The 17765-nt window shown below is 65.8% G+C and carries 15 protein-coding genes; 7 read left to right on the forward strand and 8 right to left on the reverse strand.

Annotated elements, in window-relative coordinates:
* Positions 1-257: 257 nt before the first annotated feature.
* Positions 258-1313, forward strand: a complete 1056-nt coding sequence (locus ACQY5B_RS19195) for a hypothetical protein (RefSeq protein ID WP_420327900.1) — start codon at positions 258-260, stop codon at positions 1311-1313.
* Positions 1314-1392: 79 nt separating this feature from the next.
* On the opposite strand, the gene ACQY5B_RS19200 is transcribed toward ACQY5B_RS19195, so the two are convergent.
* Positions 1393-2169 carry an SPOR domain-containing protein gene (locus tag ACQY5B_RS19200; RefSeq protein ID WP_420327899.1) on the reverse strand — a complete coding sequence of 259 codons (777 nt, stop codon included), beginning with the start codon at positions 2167-2169 and terminating at the stop codon, positions 1393-1395.
* A 10-nt stretch (positions 2170-2179) separates the two neighbouring features.
* Here ACQY5B_RS19200 and ACQY5B_RS19205 point away from each other — a divergent pair, with 10 nt between their 5' ends.
* On the forward strand, positions 2180-2398 hold the full coding sequence (locus tag ACQY5B_RS19205; RefSeq protein ID WP_420327898.1) for a hypothetical protein: 219 nt from the start codon (positions 2180-2182) through the stop codon (positions 2396-2398).
* 397 nt (positions 2399-2795) lie between these two features.
* On the opposite strand, the gene upp is transcribed toward ACQY5B_RS19205, so the two are convergent.
* Genes upp through ACQY5B_RS19230 form a run of 5 tightly spaced genes read right to left on the reverse strand, consistent with a single transcriptional unit; the run spans position 2796 to position 7342 of the window.
* The gene (upp, locus tag ACQY5B_RS19210) at positions 2796-3428 is read right to left on the reverse strand and encodes a uracil phosphoribosyltransferase (protein WP_420327897.1); all 633 of its coding nucleotides are present in this window, start codon (positions 3426-3428) and stop codon (positions 2796-2798) included.
* Positions 3425-4459, reverse strand: a complete 1035-nt coding sequence (locus tag ACQY5B_RS19215; RefSeq protein WP_420327896.1) for an adenosine deaminase — start codon at positions 4457-4459, stop codon at positions 3425-3427. The genes upp and ACQY5B_RS19215 overlap by 4 nt, the downstream gene beginning before the upstream one ends.
* On the reverse strand, positions 4456-5658 hold the full coding sequence (locus tag ACQY5B_RS19220) for a phosphopentomutase (RefSeq protein ID WP_420327895.1): 1203 nt from the start codon (positions 5656-5658) through the stop codon (positions 4456-4458). The genes ACQY5B_RS19215 and ACQY5B_RS19220 overlap by 4 nt, the downstream gene beginning before the upstream one ends.
* The gene (locus ACQY5B_RS19225; RefSeq protein WP_420327894.1) at positions 5658-6950 is read right to left on the reverse strand and encodes a thymidine phosphorylase; all 1293 of its coding nucleotides are present in this window, start codon (positions 6948-6950) and stop codon (positions 5658-5660) included. Before ACQY5B_RS19225 ends, ACQY5B_RS19220 begins: the two co-directional genes overlap by 1 nt.
* Complete coding sequence (locus ACQY5B_RS19230) at positions 6950-7342, reverse strand: cytidine deaminase (RefSeq protein ID WP_420327893.1); 393 nt, start codon at positions 7340-7342, stop codon at positions 6950-6952. The genes ACQY5B_RS19225 and ACQY5B_RS19230 overlap by 1 nt, the downstream gene beginning before the upstream one ends.
* Before the next feature lie 223 nt (positions 7343-7565).
* Here ACQY5B_RS19230 and ACQY5B_RS19235 point away from each other — a divergent pair, with 223 nt between their 5' ends.
* Positions 7566-9845 (forward strand): NADP-dependent malic enzyme, encoded by a 2280-nt coding sequence (locus ACQY5B_RS19235; protein ID WP_420327892.1) that lies wholly within the window; start codon positions 7566-7568, stop codon positions 9843-9845.
* A 211-nt stretch (positions 9846-10056) separates the two neighbouring features.
* Here ACQY5B_RS19235 and prpE read toward each other — a convergent pair whose 3' ends face one another.
* Entirely contained in the window at positions 10057-11949 is a 1893-nt protein-coding gene (gene prpE / locus ACQY5B_RS19240) for a propionate-CoA ligase PrpE (protein ID WP_305971459.1), read from the reverse strand.
* Positions 11950-12271: 322 nt separating this feature from the next.
* On the opposite strand from prpE, the gene ACQY5B_RS19245 reads away from it, so the two are divergent.
* A complete protein-coding gene (locus ACQY5B_RS19245) occupies positions 12272-13180 on the forward strand; it encodes a hypothetical protein (protein ID WP_420327891.1) in 909 nt (302 codons plus the stop codon).
* A gap of 261 nt (positions 13181-13441) precedes the next feature.
* Here ACQY5B_RS19245 and ACQY5B_RS19250 read toward each other — a convergent pair whose 3' ends face one another.
* Positions 13442-14203, reverse strand: coding sequence for an NAD kinase (locus tag ACQY5B_RS19250; protein WP_305971461.1), 762 nt, complete (start codon positions 14201-14203; stop codon positions 13442-13444).
* 173 nt (positions 14204-14376) lie between these two features.
* On the opposite strand from ACQY5B_RS19250, the gene glyA reads away from it, so the two are divergent.
* The 3 genes from glyA to ACQY5B_RS19265 all read left to right on the forward strand — a co-directional run bounded on the left by glyA (position 14377) and on the right by ACQY5B_RS19265 (position 17759).
* Positions 14377-15672: a serine hydroxymethyltransferase gene (gene glyA, locus ACQY5B_RS19255; RefSeq protein WP_420327890.1), complete on the forward strand. Its 1296-nt coding sequence runs from the start codon at positions 14377-14379 to the stop codon at positions 15670-15672.
* Between the two features lie 239 nt (positions 15673-15911).
* Positions 15912-16319 (forward strand): (R)-mandelonitrile lyase, encoded by a 408-nt coding sequence (locus ACQY5B_RS19260; protein WP_420327889.1) that lies wholly within the window; start codon positions 15912-15914, stop codon positions 16317-16319.
* Between the two features lie 303 nt (positions 16320-16622).
* Positions 16623-17759 (forward strand): tetratricopeptide repeat protein, encoded by a 1137-nt coding sequence (locus ACQY5B_RS19265; protein WP_420327888.1) that lies wholly within the window; start codon positions 16623-16625, stop codon positions 17757-17759.
* The last annotated feature ends 6 nt before the right edge of the window (positions 17760-17765 follow it).

Genomic DNA, 17765 nt, shown 5'->3' on the forward strand with positions numbered 1-17765 from the left:
CCTGAAGACAGGGACGCCTACCCGACCAGCCAGGCGACAGCTTTGCCACTGCTGGAGAAGGTGGGCGGTGTCGTGGTCAGGGCAGCCCTATAGAGACGATCCTCGTTGTCGATGATCCCGACATCGCGGCGGCCCACGTCCGGTTCGAAAGCGACTTGATCCCGAAGCGGGACCGGGCCTTCGGCCCCTACAGCGTCATTGACCCCAGTTGATCCTGCCGTCGGCGGTGCGGGCCAGATTGCCCAACCCCGCGCCCCGTGCTAGCGTCCGGCAAACACGAGGCAGAGCAGGCCCCGATGACCGCCCTGAAACAATTTTCCCGTCTCGAAGCGACCGGCCTCTGGCGTCCGTCGCCGGACGAGCAGCGGCGCGAAGTGATCGTGTCCCTGGGCGAGGCGACGCTGACGCTCTCGGACATCAATGGCACCGCGCTGGCGCATTGGTCGCTGGGGGCGGTCAACCGGGCCAATGGCAAGGACATCCCGGCCATCTATCACCCCGACAATGCTCCCGAGGAAACGCTGGAACTGGACGGCTCCGAGAGCGAGATGATCAACGGGATCGACCGGTTGCTGCGCGCCATCGACCGGCGACGTCCGCGCCCCGGCAAGCTGCGGTTCCTGCTGACAGGCGGCACATTGGCCGCGCTTGCGGCGGCGGCTGTCTTCTGGTTGCCGAATGCACTGGAACGCTACGCGGTGACCGTGGTGCCGCCGGTCAAACGGGTCGAGATCGGCAACAACCTGTTGCACCATATCGAAAGGGTCGCGGGCAAACCCTGCGCAACCCGCGACGCGCAGCAGCCGCTGGAGCGGCTGGCCAGCCGCCTGTTGAACCGGGGCAGGATCGTGATCTTGCCCGGCGGCGCACGAGTCAGCGCGCATCTGCCCGGCGGGATCATCCTGTTGAACCACGGGGTCGTCGAGGATTTCGAGGATCCCGATGTGGCGGCAGGCTTTGTGCTGGCCGAGACGGTGCGCGCCGCGGAGACCGATCCGCTGGCCGCGCTGCTGGATCACACGGGGCTGGTGGCCAGCTTACGCCTCTTGACGACGGGCGCCCTGCCCGATGGCGCGCTGTCGTCCTATGCCGAACACATCATGGCCGAAACGCCGGCCCTGCCGCCGACCGATCCCCTGATCGCCGCCTTTGACCGCGCCGATATTCGCAGCACGCCCTTTGCCTATGCGCTGGACATCACCGGAGAACGCACGCTTGCCCTGATCGAGGCCGACCCTCGCGCCGGCGAAGGCAGCCGACAGGTGCTCAGCGATGCGGACTGGGTTCGCCTGCAGGGGATCTGCGGCGCCTGAGAACCAGACGGATCGAACCGAAAGAAAACGCCCGCCTGCCGGTGGCAGACGGGCGTCGACGGTTCCCGGCTCATCGCGTTCAGCGGATGTAGGCTTGGGTATACCCGGTGCTATGAACCCGACGCAGCGCCATCTTCAATTCGTCGAAAGTGGCATAGGGCCCGACCCGCAGCAGCGACAGATGCCGCCCGTTGCGGCTGATGTTAGCCATGCGCACGCTGAGGCCGGAGGATTGCAGCCGATGCGCCGCATACCGCGCCTTGTCCGACGTGGTGAAGGCCCCGACCTCGATCCAGCGGCCCACCTTGACCTCCGGTTCGCCCGAAGCCCTGGGGGCTTTGCCACCAGGGACGGCCATGGTGGTCAGTGGCAGCGGCGACGCGGCCCGGCCAACGATGACCGGCGGTTTGACCTCGTGGCGGCGCGCCTGGACGACCAGCTTGCGCGGGACTGTGTTGGTCCAGACCTTCTGGGTGTCCTGGTGGCCCTTGACGGTCTGCCAGGCACGATAGGGATTCAGCCGGTCATCGCTCCAGGCGGGACGATAGCCTGTGGGAACATGCGCGACCTGGGTGTCCTGCTTCTCAAACACATGTTTGGGCACGATCCGCGTTTCCGGCGGCAAGGTCAGGCTGCTGCCGTGCCAGCTGTTCCTGTTGTAATGGACGTTCTTGCCCGGGGCGGGCGCCTCGCCACGGCGGATGATGGTGGCATGGGGTGCTGTCTGCGGGCCACAGCTGGCGCGCAGCTTCATCCCGTTCACCACGCGGAAGGTCTCTCCGTCGACGCAGGCAAAAGCGCCCGATGCGGCCTGCAGCGCCGGTGCCCGTGGGGACGGCACGACGGACCTGGGCACGCGACGCACAATGCGCGGCGGTTGCGCCGTCACCGGCTTGACCGCGCGGACGGTGGAACGCGGCGTGGCCGCCGGCGCCGTTGTCGTCGTGCGTGCCGGGGCCGAGGCGGCGGCGGGCGGCGTCACCGTGATCTGCACCGGCTCGGTCGTGGTGGGCGCAGGCGGGGCGGGTGCAGCCACATCTTGCGATCCGAAGGTCGGCGTCTGGCCGCAGATCTGTTCGCGCTGACGCGTAACCCTTGGCACCCATGTCACCGCCCCGTCATAGCCGGCACGCACATAGACGCAGCCCCGGTTATCGACGAACTGGCGGCCCGTGAAAGAGGCTGGAGGGAAGTTGGCCGGAACATCCCGGGCGGAGGTTTGCGCGGCCGCTGGCAGAGAAAGAATTCCGAATCCGGAAACGGCAAGCGCAAGAAATGGAAGCGATTTCAACGTCATGTCTGTCCCCACAGATGCTACCCATCAGAGTATCGCGTCGGAACACGACCTGTAAAGCCTTGAAAACCTTGGCCTGCCGGAGTTCACCACGGCCACGGCCATGCACAATGATAGGGTTTCCGAGGGATTGTCGCGGCTGGCGGGACGCCCCGCCAAAGGGGACGCCCGACCCGCCGCCTGCGTCCTTACTTGGTGCCGAACATCCGGTCGCCCGCGTCGCCGAGACCCGGAACGATGTAGCCTTGTTCGTTCAGCCGCTCGTCGAGCGCGGCAGTGACGACCGGCACGTCAGGATGCGCCTCGGCCATGCGCCGCACACCCTCGGGCGCCGCCAGCAGGCAGAGAAAGCGGATGTCGGTGGCACCGGCCTGTTTCACCAGGTCGACGGCAGCCGCCGAGGAGTTGCCGGTGGCCAGCATCGGGTCCACCACAATCGCCAGGCGCGAGTTCATCTGCGTCGGCAGCTTGTTGTAATACTGGACCGGCTGCAGCGTTTCCTCGTCGCGGTAAAGCCCGACAAAGCCGACCCGCGCCGCCGGGACCAGTTCCAGAATGCCGTCCAACAGGCCGTTGCCCGCCCGCAGGATCGAGATCAGCGCCAGCTTCTTGCCCTCGATCACCGGCGCGTCCATCTCGCACATGGGGGTTTCGATGCGCCGCTCCGACAGCGGAAGGTCCCGGGTGATCTCGTAGGCCAGCAGCAGGCTGATTTCCCGCAGCAACCGCCGGAAACTGGCGGTCGAGGTGCCCTTTTCGCGCATCAGGGTCAGCTTGTGCTGTACCAGCGGGTGTTTGACGACGGTGAGGGTCTCGCTCATGCGTGCTCCAGTTTCTTCAGGACCGCCTCTTTCGTGGCCGCGTCGCAGAATGCGGCATCAAGGGCGGTGCGGTTGATCTCTGCGAATACCTCTTCGTCCCAACCGAAGGCGCGTGCAAGGCCAAGGTACTCTTGCCGCATGGTCGTGTGGAAGAATGGCGGATCATCGGTCGATACGGTGACATTCACCCCCCGTTTGCGCAGCATGTCGACGGGATGCGCCCTGAGCGTGGGATAGACCCCTAGAAAGACATTGGATCCCGGACAGACCTCCAGCGTGATCCCGCGTTCGGCCAGCATGTCGACGACCGCCAGGTCAGAGGCCGCGCGCACCCCGTGGCCGATGCGCTCGACGCGCAGATCCTCGACCGCCTCGCGCACCTCCTGCGGGCCGTTCCATTCGCCCGCGTGGCTGGTCAGCCGCAGCCCGGCCTCGCGCGCCATGTCGAAACTGTAGGCAAAATCGCCCTGGCGGCCCTGTTTCTCGTCCCCGCCCATGCCAAAGCCGACCAGCCAGTCGCCTGCGGTTTCCGCCGCGCAGAGCGCCGCGCGCTTGGCCTTTTCCGGACCGAAATGGCGAATGCAGGTGACGATGCCGCGCAGGGTCACGCCCATGTCGCGTTCCGCCGCCTCTGCCGCCTCCCGGATGGCCTGCAGGTACTCGCGCCACGCCCCCACGTCGCCGCCACCGCAGAAATCCGGGCTGAGGAAGGTTTCCGAATAGACCACGCCGTTTTGCGCGCTTTCCTCCAGCACGGCGGTACAGAGCCGGGCGAAATCCTCGGGCGTTTTCAGGACAGAGGTCGCCGCCTCGTAGACCTCGAGGAAATGCCAGAAGTCGCGGTAGGCGTAGGAGCCGTCCTCGTTGAAGATCCCGCTGATGTCGACCTTCTTCTGCTTGGCCAGCCCGCGGATGAACCCCGGCGGTGCGCCGCCCTCGAAATGCAGGTGCAATTCGACCTTGGGCAGGCGCGCGATGCGGTCCAATTGTTCTTCGTCCGTGATCGGGCGGCGCTCTTCTTCGTCTTTCACAGGAAACTCCTTCCCGGCCCTTGCGCCGGCACACCCAGATGCGCGGCGACACTGGCCGCCACATCCGCAAACCCAACCTGCCCGATGCTGCCTTGGCCCCGTCCCGCGATCAGCACCGGCACCCGTTCGCGGGTGTGGTCCGTGCCGGTCCAAGTCGGGTCGTTGCCGTGGTCGGCGGTGATCAGCAGCAGGTCGCCCTCGCGCAGGCGCGGCAACAGGCGGGCCAGTTCCGCGTCGAACCATTCCAAGTGACGCGCATAGCCCGAGACATCGCGGCGGTGGCCGTAAAGGCTATCGAATTCAACGAAATTGGCAAAGGTGAGCGAGCCGTCCTCGGCCTCGTCCAGCAGGTCGGACAGATGCCGCATCAAGGTCACATCGTCGCCCTTGCGCACCTCGTCGATGCCGCTCATGGAAAAGATGTCGCCGATCTTGCCCACGGCATGGACGCGGCGGCCCGCCTCCTGCACCCAGTTTGTCAGGATCGGCTGCGGCGGTTTGATGGCATAGTCATGCCGGTTGCCGGTGCGGGTGAACCCGCCGGGCTCACCGACGAAGGGCCGCGCGATCACCCGGCCCACCTTCATCGCGTGCAGGGTCGGCGCAAGATCGGCGCATAGTGTCAGCAGCCGGTCGAGGCCAAAGTGCTCTTCATGTGCGGCGATCTGGAAAACGCTGTCGGCGGAGGTGTAGCAGATCGGCTTTCCGGTTCGGATGTGTTCCTCGCCGTACCGGTCCAGCATGACCGTACCGGAGCCGTGGCAATTGGCCAGCACGCCGTCCGTGCCCGCCAGGCGGCAGACTTCGTCCGTCAGGCCCTTTGGAAAGGCGGGCACGGTATCGGGGAAATAATGCCAGTCCCAGGGCACCGGCAGACCGGCCAGCTCCCAGTGGCCCGAGGGCGTGTCCTTGCCTTTCGAGACTTCCGTCGCCGCCCCCCATAGCCCGGTCACGGGGTGGTCCCCGGCGCGCGCCCCGCCAGAGGCGAGATCGGCGGCCCGGTACAGGCCCAGTCCCGCCATAGTCGGCAGGTGCAGCAGCCCGCTGCGCCCTTGTTCTGCCGCGCCACGCGCGCAGGCATCAAGGATATGGCCCAGCGTATCCGCCCCGCTGTCCGGCATGCCGTCGTTGAAGAAACTCGCCGCATCCGGCGCCCCGCCGATCCCCACCGAGTCCATGACCACCAGAAAGGCCCGCATCAGCTCACCCGTTCCAGCACCAGGGGTGTCCCGGCGGGCGCGCTCTCGCCCAGCGTGATCGCGTCCAGAACCGCCTGCGCCGCTGCTGCGGCCTGCCCCTCGCGTGCCGCGTGCACCCGGCACAGCGGCTGCCCCCGGCGCACCTTGTCACCCAGGCGCACCATGTCCGACAGGCCGACCGCCGGGTTCACCACGTCGGTCTCGACCCGGCGCCCGCCGCCCAGGTCGACCACCGCGAGGCCCAGCGCCTCGCCGTCCATCGCCGTCACAACGCCGTCGGCAGGGGCCGGAACCTCAAGGATCACCGTCGCCTCGGGCAGGAACCGCCGCCAATCCTCGACAAAAGACAGCGGACCGCCAAGGGCATAGACCATGCGGCCAAACCGTTCCGCCGCGGCGCCGCTGGCAATCGCCTTGCGCAGCTTCGCCTCCCCGCCCTCGATCCCCGCTGTGGTCAGCAATTCCGCCCCCAAAGCAACACAGAGGTCCAGAAGGGGCCCCTGCGCCTCGCCCGTAAGAACCGCCATCGAGACGTCAACTTCAAGCGCGTTGCCCAGCGCGGGCGCCAGTGGCTGTGACATGTCGGTGATAAGCGCGGTCGTGGGACAGCCGGCGGCATTGGCGGTGCCCACCAATGCCTCGGCCAGTGCGCGCGCGTCATCGGGCGATTTCATGAAGGCGCCAGAGCCGGTCTTGACGTCCAGCACCAGCGATTGCAGCCCGGTGGCCAGCTTCTTGGACAGGATCGACGCGGTGATCAGGTCGAGGCTCTCGACCGTCGCCGTCACGTCGCGGATCGCGTACAGCCGCTTGTCGGCGGGCGCGATATCGGCCGAGGCGCTGACGATCGCGCAGCCCACGTCCCCCACCACATGCCGCAACATGGCCTCGTCCACGCCGACCGTATAGCCGGGGATCGCCTCCAGCTTGTCCAGCGTGCCGCCGGTATGGCCCAGCCCGCGGCCGGAAATCATCGGGACATAGACCCCGCAGGCGGCCAGCGCAGGCGCCAGCACCAGGCTGACGCAATCGCCCACCCCGCCGGTCGAATGCTTGTCCACCACCGGGGCGTCGAGATCCCAATCCAGCACATGGCCCGAGTCCCGCATTGCCAGAGTAAGCGCCACGCGCCCGGCCTCGGAAAGGCCACGCAGGCAGACACCCATCGCGAAGGCCCCGCCCTGGGCCGCGCTGACCGTACCATCGGCCAACCCTTGCGCGAACCAGGCCAGGTCGCGCGGCGCCGGATCCTCGCCCCGCCGCAGCTCGGCAATGACCCGTCTTGCGTCCATCACGCGCGGTCCATGTGGCTGTTGGCGAAGGCCCCCGGCAACAGGTCCGCCACGGTCACCTTTTCTTCGACACCGTCCAGCGTGGCCAGTGTCACCGGCGTATGCCCCTTGGCGAACTCGAACAGTTTCTGCCGACAGCCGCCGCAGGGCGGCACCGGGTGGGCGCTGTCGGCGATGACATAGGCCTCGGCGATCTCGGTCTCACCCGCAGCCACCATTGCCGCGATGGCCCCCGCCTCGGCGCAGGTGCCTTCGGGGTAGGCCACGTTCTCGACGTTGCACCCGACATAGATCGCCCCCGAGGGCGTGCGCAGCGCGGCCCCCACCTTGAACCGGGAATAAGGTGTATAGGCGTTTTCGCGCACGGCGCGGGCCGCATCGGCAAGGGACATGGGACCTCCGGGACTTCGGGGCCTTCATCGTGAAACTGGCGCGCCCCGATTGCAAGCGTGAACGCCGGGTCGTCGGGTCGGAAAATCCGCCAACTCCGCCCCCGGTGCCGGGCGTCGCGCGCGATTTACAAAATTAGCCGAAAACTGTACCGCCATAGACGAGTCTTCACCCGGCGTTCACGATTGTTTACCGTTGAACTACCCCTGTCCGAAAGGCCTGCCCATGACCGAATCCAGCAACGAAACCTTGCGCCAGGCGGCCCTGTTCTATCACGAGAACCCCAAGCCCGGGAAACTGGAGGTTCGCGCCACCAAGCCGCTGGCCAATGGCCGCGACCTCAGCCGCGCCTATTCCCCCGGCGTCGCCGAGGCCTGCATGGAGATCAAGGCGGACGAAAGCGCCGCCGCCCGTTACACGACCCGCGGCAACCTGGTGGCCGTGGTCTCGAACGGCACCGCGGTCCTGGGACTGGGCAACATCGGCGCGCTGGCCTCCAAGCCGGTGATGGAAGGCAAGGCCGTCCTGTTCAAGAAGTTCGCCGACATCGACTGTTTCGACATCGAGGTGAACGAGCCCGACCCCGAGAAGCTGGCAGAGATCGTCTGCGCGCTGGAACCCACCTTCGGCGCCATCAACCTCGAGGACATCAAGGCCCCCGACTGCTTCATCGTCGAGAAGATCTGCCGCGAGCGGATGAACATCCCCGTGTTCCACGACGACCAGCACGGCACTGCCATCGTCGTCGGCGCCGCGGCCACCAACGCGCTGCACGTCGCGGGCAAGGCCTGGGGCGATATCAAGGTGGTCAGCACCGGCGGCGGCGCAGCGGGTATCGCCTGCCTGAACATGCTGCTGAAACTGGGCGTCAAGCGCGAGAACGTCTGGCTCTGCGACATTCACGGGCTGGTCTACGAAGGCCGGACAGAGGACATGAACCCGCAAAAGGCCGCCTTTGCCCAGCCGTCCGACAAGCGTACGCTGGACGAGGTGATCGACGGCGCCGACCTCTTTCTCGGCCTGTCCGGACCCGGCGTTCTCAAGCCGGAAATGGTCAGGCGCATGTCGCGGCGCCCGATCATCTTTGCGCTGGCCAACCCCACGCCCGAAATCATGCCCGACCTCGCGCGCGAGGCCGCGCCGGATGCGATCATCGCCACCGGGCGCAGCGATTTCCCCAACCAGGTCAACAACGTCCTCTGTTTCCCCTTCATCTTCCGCGGCGCGCTGGACGTGGGTGCTACAGAGATCAACGACGCGATGCAGGTCGCCTGTGTCGAGGGCATTGCGGCGCTCGCCCGCGCCACGACGTCAGCAGAGGCCGCCGCCGCCTACCGCGGCGAGCAACTGACCTTCGGCGCCGACTACCTGATCCCCAAACCCTTTGACCCGCGCCTATCGGGTGTCGTGTCGACCGCCGTGGCCCGCGCGGCGATGGAAAGCGGCGTCGCCATGCGCCCGCTCGCGGACATCGAGACCTACAAGCAACGGCTGGATGCAAGTGTCTACAAGTCCGCCCTGCTGATGCGCCCGGTCTTCCAGGCCGCCGCCACCGCCAGCCGCCGCATCGTCTTTGCCGAAGGTGAGGACGAGCGCGTCTTGCGTGCCGCCCAGGCGATCCTCGAGGAGACCACCGAGACCCCGATCCTGATCGGACGCCCCGAGGTAATCGAGACCCGCTGCGAGCGTATGGGTCTGGAAATCCGCCCCGACCGCGATTTCAACATCGTGAACCCCGAAAACGACCCGCGCTATCGTGATTACTGGGAAACCTACCACCAGATCATGGCCCGGCGCGGCGTCACGCCGGACCTCGCGCGCGCGATCATGCGCACCAACACCACCGCCATCGGCGCCATCATGGTCCAGCGCGACGAGGCAGACAGCCTGATCTGCGGCACGTTCGGCGAATACCGCTGGCACCTGAACTATGTCAGGGAGATCCTCGGTTCGTCCAAGCTGCACCCGCATGGTGCCCTCTCGCTGATGATCCTCGAAGACGGCCCCCTGTTCATCGCCGACACCCATGTGCGGCTGCTGCCCACGCCCGAGGAGGTCGCCGAAACCGCCATTGGCGCGGCGCGCCACGTCCGCCGCTTCGGGATCGAACCCAACATCGCCTTCTGCTCGCAGTCGCAGTTCGGCAACCAGGCCGAAGGATCGGGCCAGCGGCTGCGCGCGGCGCTGGAAATCCTCGACAATCGCGGCTGCGATTTCTGCTACGAGGGCGAGATGAACGTCGACGCCGCGCTCGACCCCGAGTTGCGCGCGCGCCTTTTCCCCGGCAACCGGATGCAGGGTGGGGCCAATGTGCTGATCTTCGGCCATGCGGATGCCGCCTCGGCCACGCGCAACATCCTCAAGATGAAGGGCGGCGGCCTCGAGGTTGGCCCGATCCTGATGGGCATGGGCAACCGCGCTCACATCGTGACGCCCTCGATCACCGCACGGGGCCTGCTGAACATGGCCGCCATCGCAGGCACGCCGGTCGATCACTACAGTTGAGGCTCGCCGCCCAGGCCGCCCGAAATCAAAGCGCCCGCCGTGTCCCGCGGCGGGCGTTCTGTCTTCCAGCGTTCAAACAGGTACCGCCCGCGTTCGGCTGGCGCGGGCGCCTGTTTCATTGGGCCCCAAACACCTCTGGGGGAGCGTCGAAGACGCGGGGGCACAGCCCCCGCGGATCGCCGCCGAAGGCGGCGAAACCCTGTCCTGCCTATCAGGCCTTGGCGTAACCCAGCCCCTGCAGTGCCTCCCTGATTTCGTCCAGGATCGCCGGGTCGTCGATGGTCGCCGGCACTTTGAACTCCTCTCCGTCGGCGATCTGAACCATCGTCCGGCGCAGGATCTTGCCCGACCGGGTCTTGGGCAGGCGGTCCACCACGCAGGCCAGCTTGAAGGCCGCGACGGGGCCGATCTTGTCCCGCACCAGCTTGACGCTTTCCGCCACGATCTCCTCGTGCGGGCGGTTCACGCCCGAGGACAGGCAGAGGAAGCCCAGCGGCAGCTGGCCCTTCAGCTGGTCGGTCACGCCGATCACGGCGCATTCGGCCACGTCCGGATGGCTGGCCAGCACCTCTTCCATGCCGCCCGTCGACAGGCGGTGGCCGGCGACATTGATGACGTCATCGGTGCGCGCCATGATGTAGACGTAGCCATCCTCGTCGATCATGCCCGCGTCACCGGTCTCATAGTAGCCGGGGAAATGCTCCAGGTAGGATTTGCGGAATCGTGGCTCGGCATTCCACAGCGTCGGCAGCGTACCCGGCGGCAGCGGCAGCTTGACCGCGATGGCGCCCAGTTCACCCTTCGGCATGGGGTGGCCGCCCTCGTCAAGGATCTGGATGTCATAGCCCGGCATCGGCTTGGCCGGAGAGCCCAGCTTGGTTGGCAATTCCTCGATGCCCAACGGGTTGCCCGCGATGCACCAGCCGGTTTCCGTCTGCCACCAGTGGTCAATCACCGGCACGTTCAACTGATCCTGCGCCCATTGAATCGTGTCCGGATCGGCGCGTTCGCCCGCCAGGTAGACGGCCCTGAGACAACTCAGGTCGTATTGTCCGACGAATTCGCCCTTGGGATCCTCTCGCTTCACGGCGCGGAAAGCGGTGGGCGCGGTGAAGAAGGACTTCACTTTATGTTCGGAGATCACCCGCCAGAAGGTTCCCGCATCAGGGGTGCCCACGGGCTTGCCCTCGAAGACGATGGTGGTGTTGCCGTGGATCAGCGGCCCGTAGCAGATGTAGGAATGGCCCACGACCCAGCCCACGTCCGACGCCGCCCAGAACACGTCGCCGGGATCGACGTTGTAGAGGTTCTTCATGGTCCAGTTCAGCGCCACTAGGTGCCCAGCCGTGGGACGCACGACACCTTTGGGCTGGCCGGTGGTGCCGGAGGTATAAAGAATATAGGCTGGGTGGTTGCCCTCGACCGGCACGCATTCCGCCGGCTCGACACCGTACTGGAACCCGTGCCAGTTATAGTCGCGCCCCTCTTCCAGGTGCGCCACTTCCTGCTCACGCTGGAAGATCACGCAGAAATCGGGCTTGTGCGCGGCCTGTTCGATGGCACCATCGAGCAGCGGCTTGTAGTGAACCACGCGGCCCGGCTCCATCCCGCAGGAGGCGGCGATGATGCACTTGGGCTGGGCGTCGTCGATCCGCACCGCCAGTTCGTTGGAGGCAAAGCCGCCAAAGACGACCGAATGCACCGCGCCAAGGCGGGCGCAGGCCAGCATGGCCTCCAATGCCTCGGGGATCATCGGCATGTAGATGATGACGCGGTCCCCCTTTTCCACGCCCTTGGCGCGCAGCGCACCGGCCAAGTTGGCCACGCGGTTGCGCAGCTCGACATAGGAGATCTCGCGCTTGGTATGGGTGATCGGGCTGTCGTAGATGATCGCCGTCTGTTCGCCACGCCCTGCCTCGACATGACGGTCGACCGCGTTCCAGCACGTGTTGACCATCCCGTCGGCGAACCATTCGTACATGTGGTCACCCCGGTCGAAGAGGGCCTTGGTGGGCTTCTTCTCCCAGTCGATCGCCTCGGCCGCCGACATCCAGAAGCCTTCCGGATCGGCCAGCGCACTGTCATAAACGTCTTGATAGCCCATGAGGGTGCCTCCTCTATTCCCTGACAATTCGCTTAGGCGCTGCACCGCCAAACGGGCAAGTCTGTTACCGGCAGTCAGGACAGATTATCGCAGAAGATTTGCGAATTCTCCCTGCAAAGATTTGCAAACCCCCGAAATCCTTGCTGTGATCTTTGACGATCATGCGGCTTTGCAAAGTTGGAAAGCGACTCGACCCAACCGGCAGCCGGCCCGACCCGGACTATGGCGCGGAATCCGCTTGCGCAGATGTGATCCGCCGGATGACTTGACCTGCCGGTCGGGGCATGGACTCATCCCGTGACGTCGCGAAAGGAGATTCTTCATGCAAAGCAAGGCCTTCAAGGCACTGATCCTCGCCATTGCCGGCCTCTGCGCCTGGACCGGTGCCGCCTGGGCCAACTGGGAGTTCGTCGGCGGCGAAGAGGCGACCGATCACACGGCCCGCGTCTGCAACGGCAACGACGAAGTCATCTGCTTTGAACTTGGATGCGCCACCGGAGAGCCCCTGGCCTACCGCCTGACGACGCAGAACATGCCCGGCATGGTCGCGGCGCCGCGCCTGGACAGCCTGCTGTTCGTCGGCTCGCAACTGGCCGGGTCGCTGGATTTCGGCCATACCGGGCTGGAGAGTTTTCGCGCCCCGCTGGAGGAAACCCACCTGCGCGGCATCGACCGGCTCAAGGCCGGCATCCGTGCGCAACTGCATGTCTGGGACAGCGCCGACAGCGCACCGGTCATCCACCGCTTTACGCTGATCGGGTCCAACGCGGCGATCACCGAGGTCCAGAAATACTGCCCCTTGCCCGACTTCGACCAGCGCGAGCTGGAACGGCGCACCCTGGCCGACCCCGCCACGCAAATTCTTGGCGACATGCGCGAGGCCTGCACCGTCCTGGACGGTCAATTGACGGTCAGAGATGGCTTCTCGCAGCAGATCGACATCGACGGTACACCGCCGATGGACCTGCGGATCAACCACGGTGCGATGTTTTGCGACAGCACGCCGGACATGGTCTGCGGCCCCGCCGGCTGCCTGACCTCGTTCTGGCTGGGGATGGAAGATGGCCGTTATCGCCGTATCTTCCTGAACGCGATCCAGGACGCGGCCATCACCGGACAGCCCGGCGTCCTGACCCTGATCGTCCAGGGCGCGCAATGCGGCAACGGCGACGGCCCCTGCGGCAAGCGCTATGAATTGGACGGGTTCGAGCTGAAGGAACAACAGCCCTGACAGGCCTGGGGGCAAGAGCCGCAGGACACGCAGTGACCGCCTTGCCCTTCGGTCAACCCAGCGCCCTAGTGACGCCCCCGTGGGTCGTCCAGTCCGACGCGGCGTTGTAACCGGTCAGCATCGCGCTGGGCACGCCGAAAGCGACGGATCTTTCGCTCACGGAAAAACGTGCGCACAGAACCAAGAAGCGAAACCAATAGGATCAAGGCGACCGTTCCCAGCAGGACGAGGCTCACTGTCTCCATGCCTCCCCCCGTCGCTTCAGACAAACTGCTCGCGGATCAATCGCTCTTCAAGGCCGTGCCCCGGGTCGAACAGCACCCGGTGCGCCACGCCCGGCTCTGACCGGATCTGTACTGTCAGGACATCGCGCACCTCCGCCCCGTCCGCCTCGGCCATGACCGGGCGTTTCTCGGCCTCCAGCACCTCGAAACTGACCTCTGCCGCCTTGGGTAGCAGCGCGCCGCGCCAGCGCCGGGGGCGAAAGGCCGCCACCGGGGTCAGCGCCAGCACATCCGCGCCGATGGGCAGGATCGGCCCATGCGCCGAGTAGTTGTAGGCGGTCGATCCCGCGGGCGTCGACACCAGCGCCCCGTCGCAGACCAGTTCGGCCATACGCACCTGGCCATCGACGCTGATCCGCAGCCGCGCCGCCTGGCTGCCCGAGCGGTGCAGCGAAACCTCGTTGATTGCCAGAGCCTCGTGTATCTCGCCGTCGGTGCAGGTCGCACGCATGGCCAACGGGTTGATCACCGCCTCTTCCGCCGCGGTCAGCCGTTCTACCAGCCCGTGTTCGGAATATTCATTCATCAGAAAGCCCACGGTGCCCCGGTTCATGCCGTAGACCGGCACCGCCAGTTCCTGCGTCCGGTGCAACGTGTGCAGCATGAAACCATCGCCACCCAGCGCGACGATCACATCCGCACCGTCTTCGGCATGATCGCCATAGCGGCGTGTAAGACCTGCGCGCGCCGATTGCGCGATCGGCGCGTTGGACGCACAAAAGGCGATCCGTAAGCTCATCGGGGGTTTCCTGTTGTCTCCATCCGGAGCGGATGGAAGCACAAACTCCCGGCAGGGGCCAGTGCCCGGGCCGCCATGCCGCTGGTATGTTGCAGCCCGTCGCTTTACCTACTTTGAGTCAGAGCCGGTTTCCTATACGAAACCTCGCAATCCGAATCCAAAGGAGCAGCGCCATGAACGCCCCCCACCGTGACGACGGTTTCTTCACCGAGTCCCTCGCCTCGTGCGACCCCGAACTGTTTGGCTCGATCACCGGCGAGCTTGGCCGGCAGCGCGACGAGATCGAGCTGATCGCCTCCGAGAATATCGTCTCTCGCGCGGTGATGGAGGCGCAGGGCTCTGTCATGACGAACAAATACGCCGAAGGCTATCCCGGCCGGCGCTACTATGGCGGCTGCCAGTGGGTTGACGTGGCCGAAAACCTGGCCATCGACCGGGCGAAACAGCTGTTCGACTGCGGCTTTGCCAACGTGCAGCCGAACTCGGGCAGCCAGGCCAACCAGGGTGTCTTCCAGGCGCTTTTGAAGCCCGGCGACACCATCCTGGGCATGAGCCTGGACGCCGGCGGCCATCTGACCCACGGTGCGAAACCGAACCAGTCCGGCAAGTGGTTCAACGCCGTGCAATACGGCGTGCGCCAGCAGGACAACACGCTGGACTACGACCAGGTCGCGGCGCTGGCGCAGGAGCACCAGCCGAAGATGATCATCGCCGGCGGGTCGGCCATCCCGCGGCAGATCGATTTCGCCCGCATGCGCGAGATCGCCGACAGCGTCGGCGCCTGGCTGCACGTCGACATGGCGCATTTCGCCGGTCTGGTGGCCGCGGGCGAACATCCCTCGCCTTTCCCGCATGCCCATGTGGCCACCACCACCACGCACAAGACCCTGCGCGGGCCGCGTGGGGGCATGATCCTGACCAATGATGAAGATATCGCAAAGAAAGTGAATTCGGCGATCTTCCCCGGCATCCAGGGCGGCCCCCTGATGCATGTGATCGCGGCCAAGGCGGTGGCCTTCGGCGAGGCGCTGCGGCCGGACTTCAAGACCTACCAGCAGAACGTGATCCGGAACGCGCAGGCGCTGTCGGACCAGCTGATCAAGGGCGGGCTGGACACGGTCACGCATGGCACCGACACGCATGTGGTGCTGGTCGACCTGCGGCCCAAGGGCGTCAAGGGCAATGCCACCGAAAAGGCGCTGGGGCGCGCGCATATCACCTGCAACAAGAACGGCGTGCCCTTCGATCCGGAAAAGCCCACCGTGACCAGTGGCATCCGGCTGGGATCGCCGGCGGGCACCACCCGCGGCTTCGGCGAGGCCGAGTTCCGCCAGATCGCCGACTGGATCATCGAGGTGGTCGACGGCCTGGCCGCCAACGGCGAGGACGGCAACGCCGAGGTCGAGGCCAAGGTCCGCGCCGAGGTCGCCGCCCTCTGCAAACGCTTCCCGATCTATCCCGAGCTCTGAACCCGGATTGGCGGGGCGCGCGCCCCACCGACAGCAGATCAGGAAAACCGCCGTGGACGCCACCACGGCGGTTTTTCGTTTCCGCGACATGACAATCGACAGCGTCATATCGAAATTCCTGTCCTATATGCCGCGCCTTGCGCCGCGATGATCTCGAGGATCGAGGCCAATCGCCCGGGCTTCCCCTGCGCCCGGAATCGCCTAGGGTGGGCGCGACGCCAACAGCCAAGAGGCCCACCATGCTGATCCACCGCGCCGGTTCCCGCCCTTCCATAACCCCCAACCCCGACTATTTCACCGGCACCGTCCGTTTCGACCCTGTCATCGCCGCGCCCGATCCGGCCCGTGTGCACGCCCTGATCGTCACGTTCGAACCGGGCGCCCGGACCGCGTGGCACACCCACCCCCTGGGTCAGACCCTGCACATCCTCTCCGGCCTCTGCCTCGCGCAGAAAGAGGGCGAACAGGTGCAGGAACTGCGGCCCGGCGACACGGTCTGGTTTGCCCCGGATGAGAAACACTGGCACGGCGCCGCCCCCGAGTTCGCCATGTCCCATCTCGCCATTCAGGAGGCACAGGACGGAAGCGCCGCCGACTGGCTCGAAAAGGTTTCGGACACCGACTACAACGGCCCCCGCGCCGGTTGACGCCCTACCGGTGGCTCCTCCCTGCCAAAAGGACCGGATGAGACCAAAGGCCGAGGCCCCCCTGACCGCCTGACATTTGTTCTTTTGTCTGGAGGCGTGAACCGCGCCAGTTACGGATGCGGCGCGAAACGCCTGAGCGTCTGGCTCCGCCTTGCAGAAAGGCAGGTCCTGCCATTGGTTGAACCAACGACCATCTTCTCCGGCAATTTGCGAATATTTGTCTCCGGAGAATTGCGCCACCTTGATGGCACGCCGTAGACTGTCATTGTACACTGCCCGCGCATCAAACGTTCCGGTGTTGAGATGAATCTGCTCCCGTTTCTGCTTGTGGGCATAAGCGCCTTCTCGTTGCCCCTCATCCCGGCGACGTTGCTCGCGCAGGACACCATTTCAAAGGAACATCAACGCGCGCCTTCGACCGACGCGCCGGGTTCCAAAACCTACGACAGGGAAGAGTTCAATGAACTCTTCCTCGAGATCATGGGGCTTGTAGACACCGCGCCCGAGCAAGCTCTGGAACAGATGATCAAGCTGGCCGAAACCGGAGAGCCCAAGGCACTACAGCAGGTCGGGACCTTCTTTCGCCAAGGCATTGGCACCGCGGTCGATCTGCCTACCGCAAAGCTCTGGTATGAAAGGGCAATCGCCAAAGGGCGGCCCTACGCATTGGCACCGCTTGCCCGGACCGAGGCAGCGCTGGGCAATGGCGCGACAGCTTTCGACCTGTTGCAGCGCGCCATTGCAGAAGACATGCCCGGGGCCGAGCGGCAGCTGGGTCTGGCGCATGTCGACAGGCAACTTGGCAAGCACTCGAACCCGCAGCGCGGCCTGGAAATACTGATGGACCTGATCGACCGGGGCGACGACAAAGCGGCGCGCCCCCTGCTCTTGCGGTTCAATTGGAACCGGCTGCCGCTTCCGGCCCCTCCCCGCCTGGTCGAGCAGGTCGAACGCGACGGGCTGCTTGGAGATGGACCGTCGGCCGAGGCCGCGCTCGTCTACCTGACCAAGGCGGAACGGTACAGCCGGGCGATCCGTGCCCGACGCACGGCCTTGATCGAGGTCGACGGCATTCGCGACCGTATACTTGCCTCGGAACGGATGTTCCTGGCTGCGGACACCTCGCCCCGCTCCTTTTTCCGTGAAGCCGACCGCATCATCGCCACCACCCCGCGAGAGCACTTTCAGCGCGCGGCCCTGACGGCCTATCGCATCTCGCCGAATGCCTATGTCCGCATCCTGCAAAGGGAGTTGCGGATGCAGGGCTATTATCACGGACGAATTAACGGCTGGCTGACGAAATCGACCATCGCCGCGCATCAGCGCTTTTGCCAGGATCAGGGGATCCTGCCGCAATGCCATGAAGGTCCGCGCAAGACGGATACGATCCGTGCCGTAACCGCCGCCTTGGCGAACTACGCTCCGTTCGGGCTCAAGTAGTCCGGT

The sequence above is a fragment of the Antarctobacter sp. genome (assembly GCF_965277915.1).
Classification (GTDB): domain Bacteria; phylum Pseudomonadota; class Alphaproteobacteria; order Rhodobacterales; family Rhodobacteraceae; genus Antarctobacter.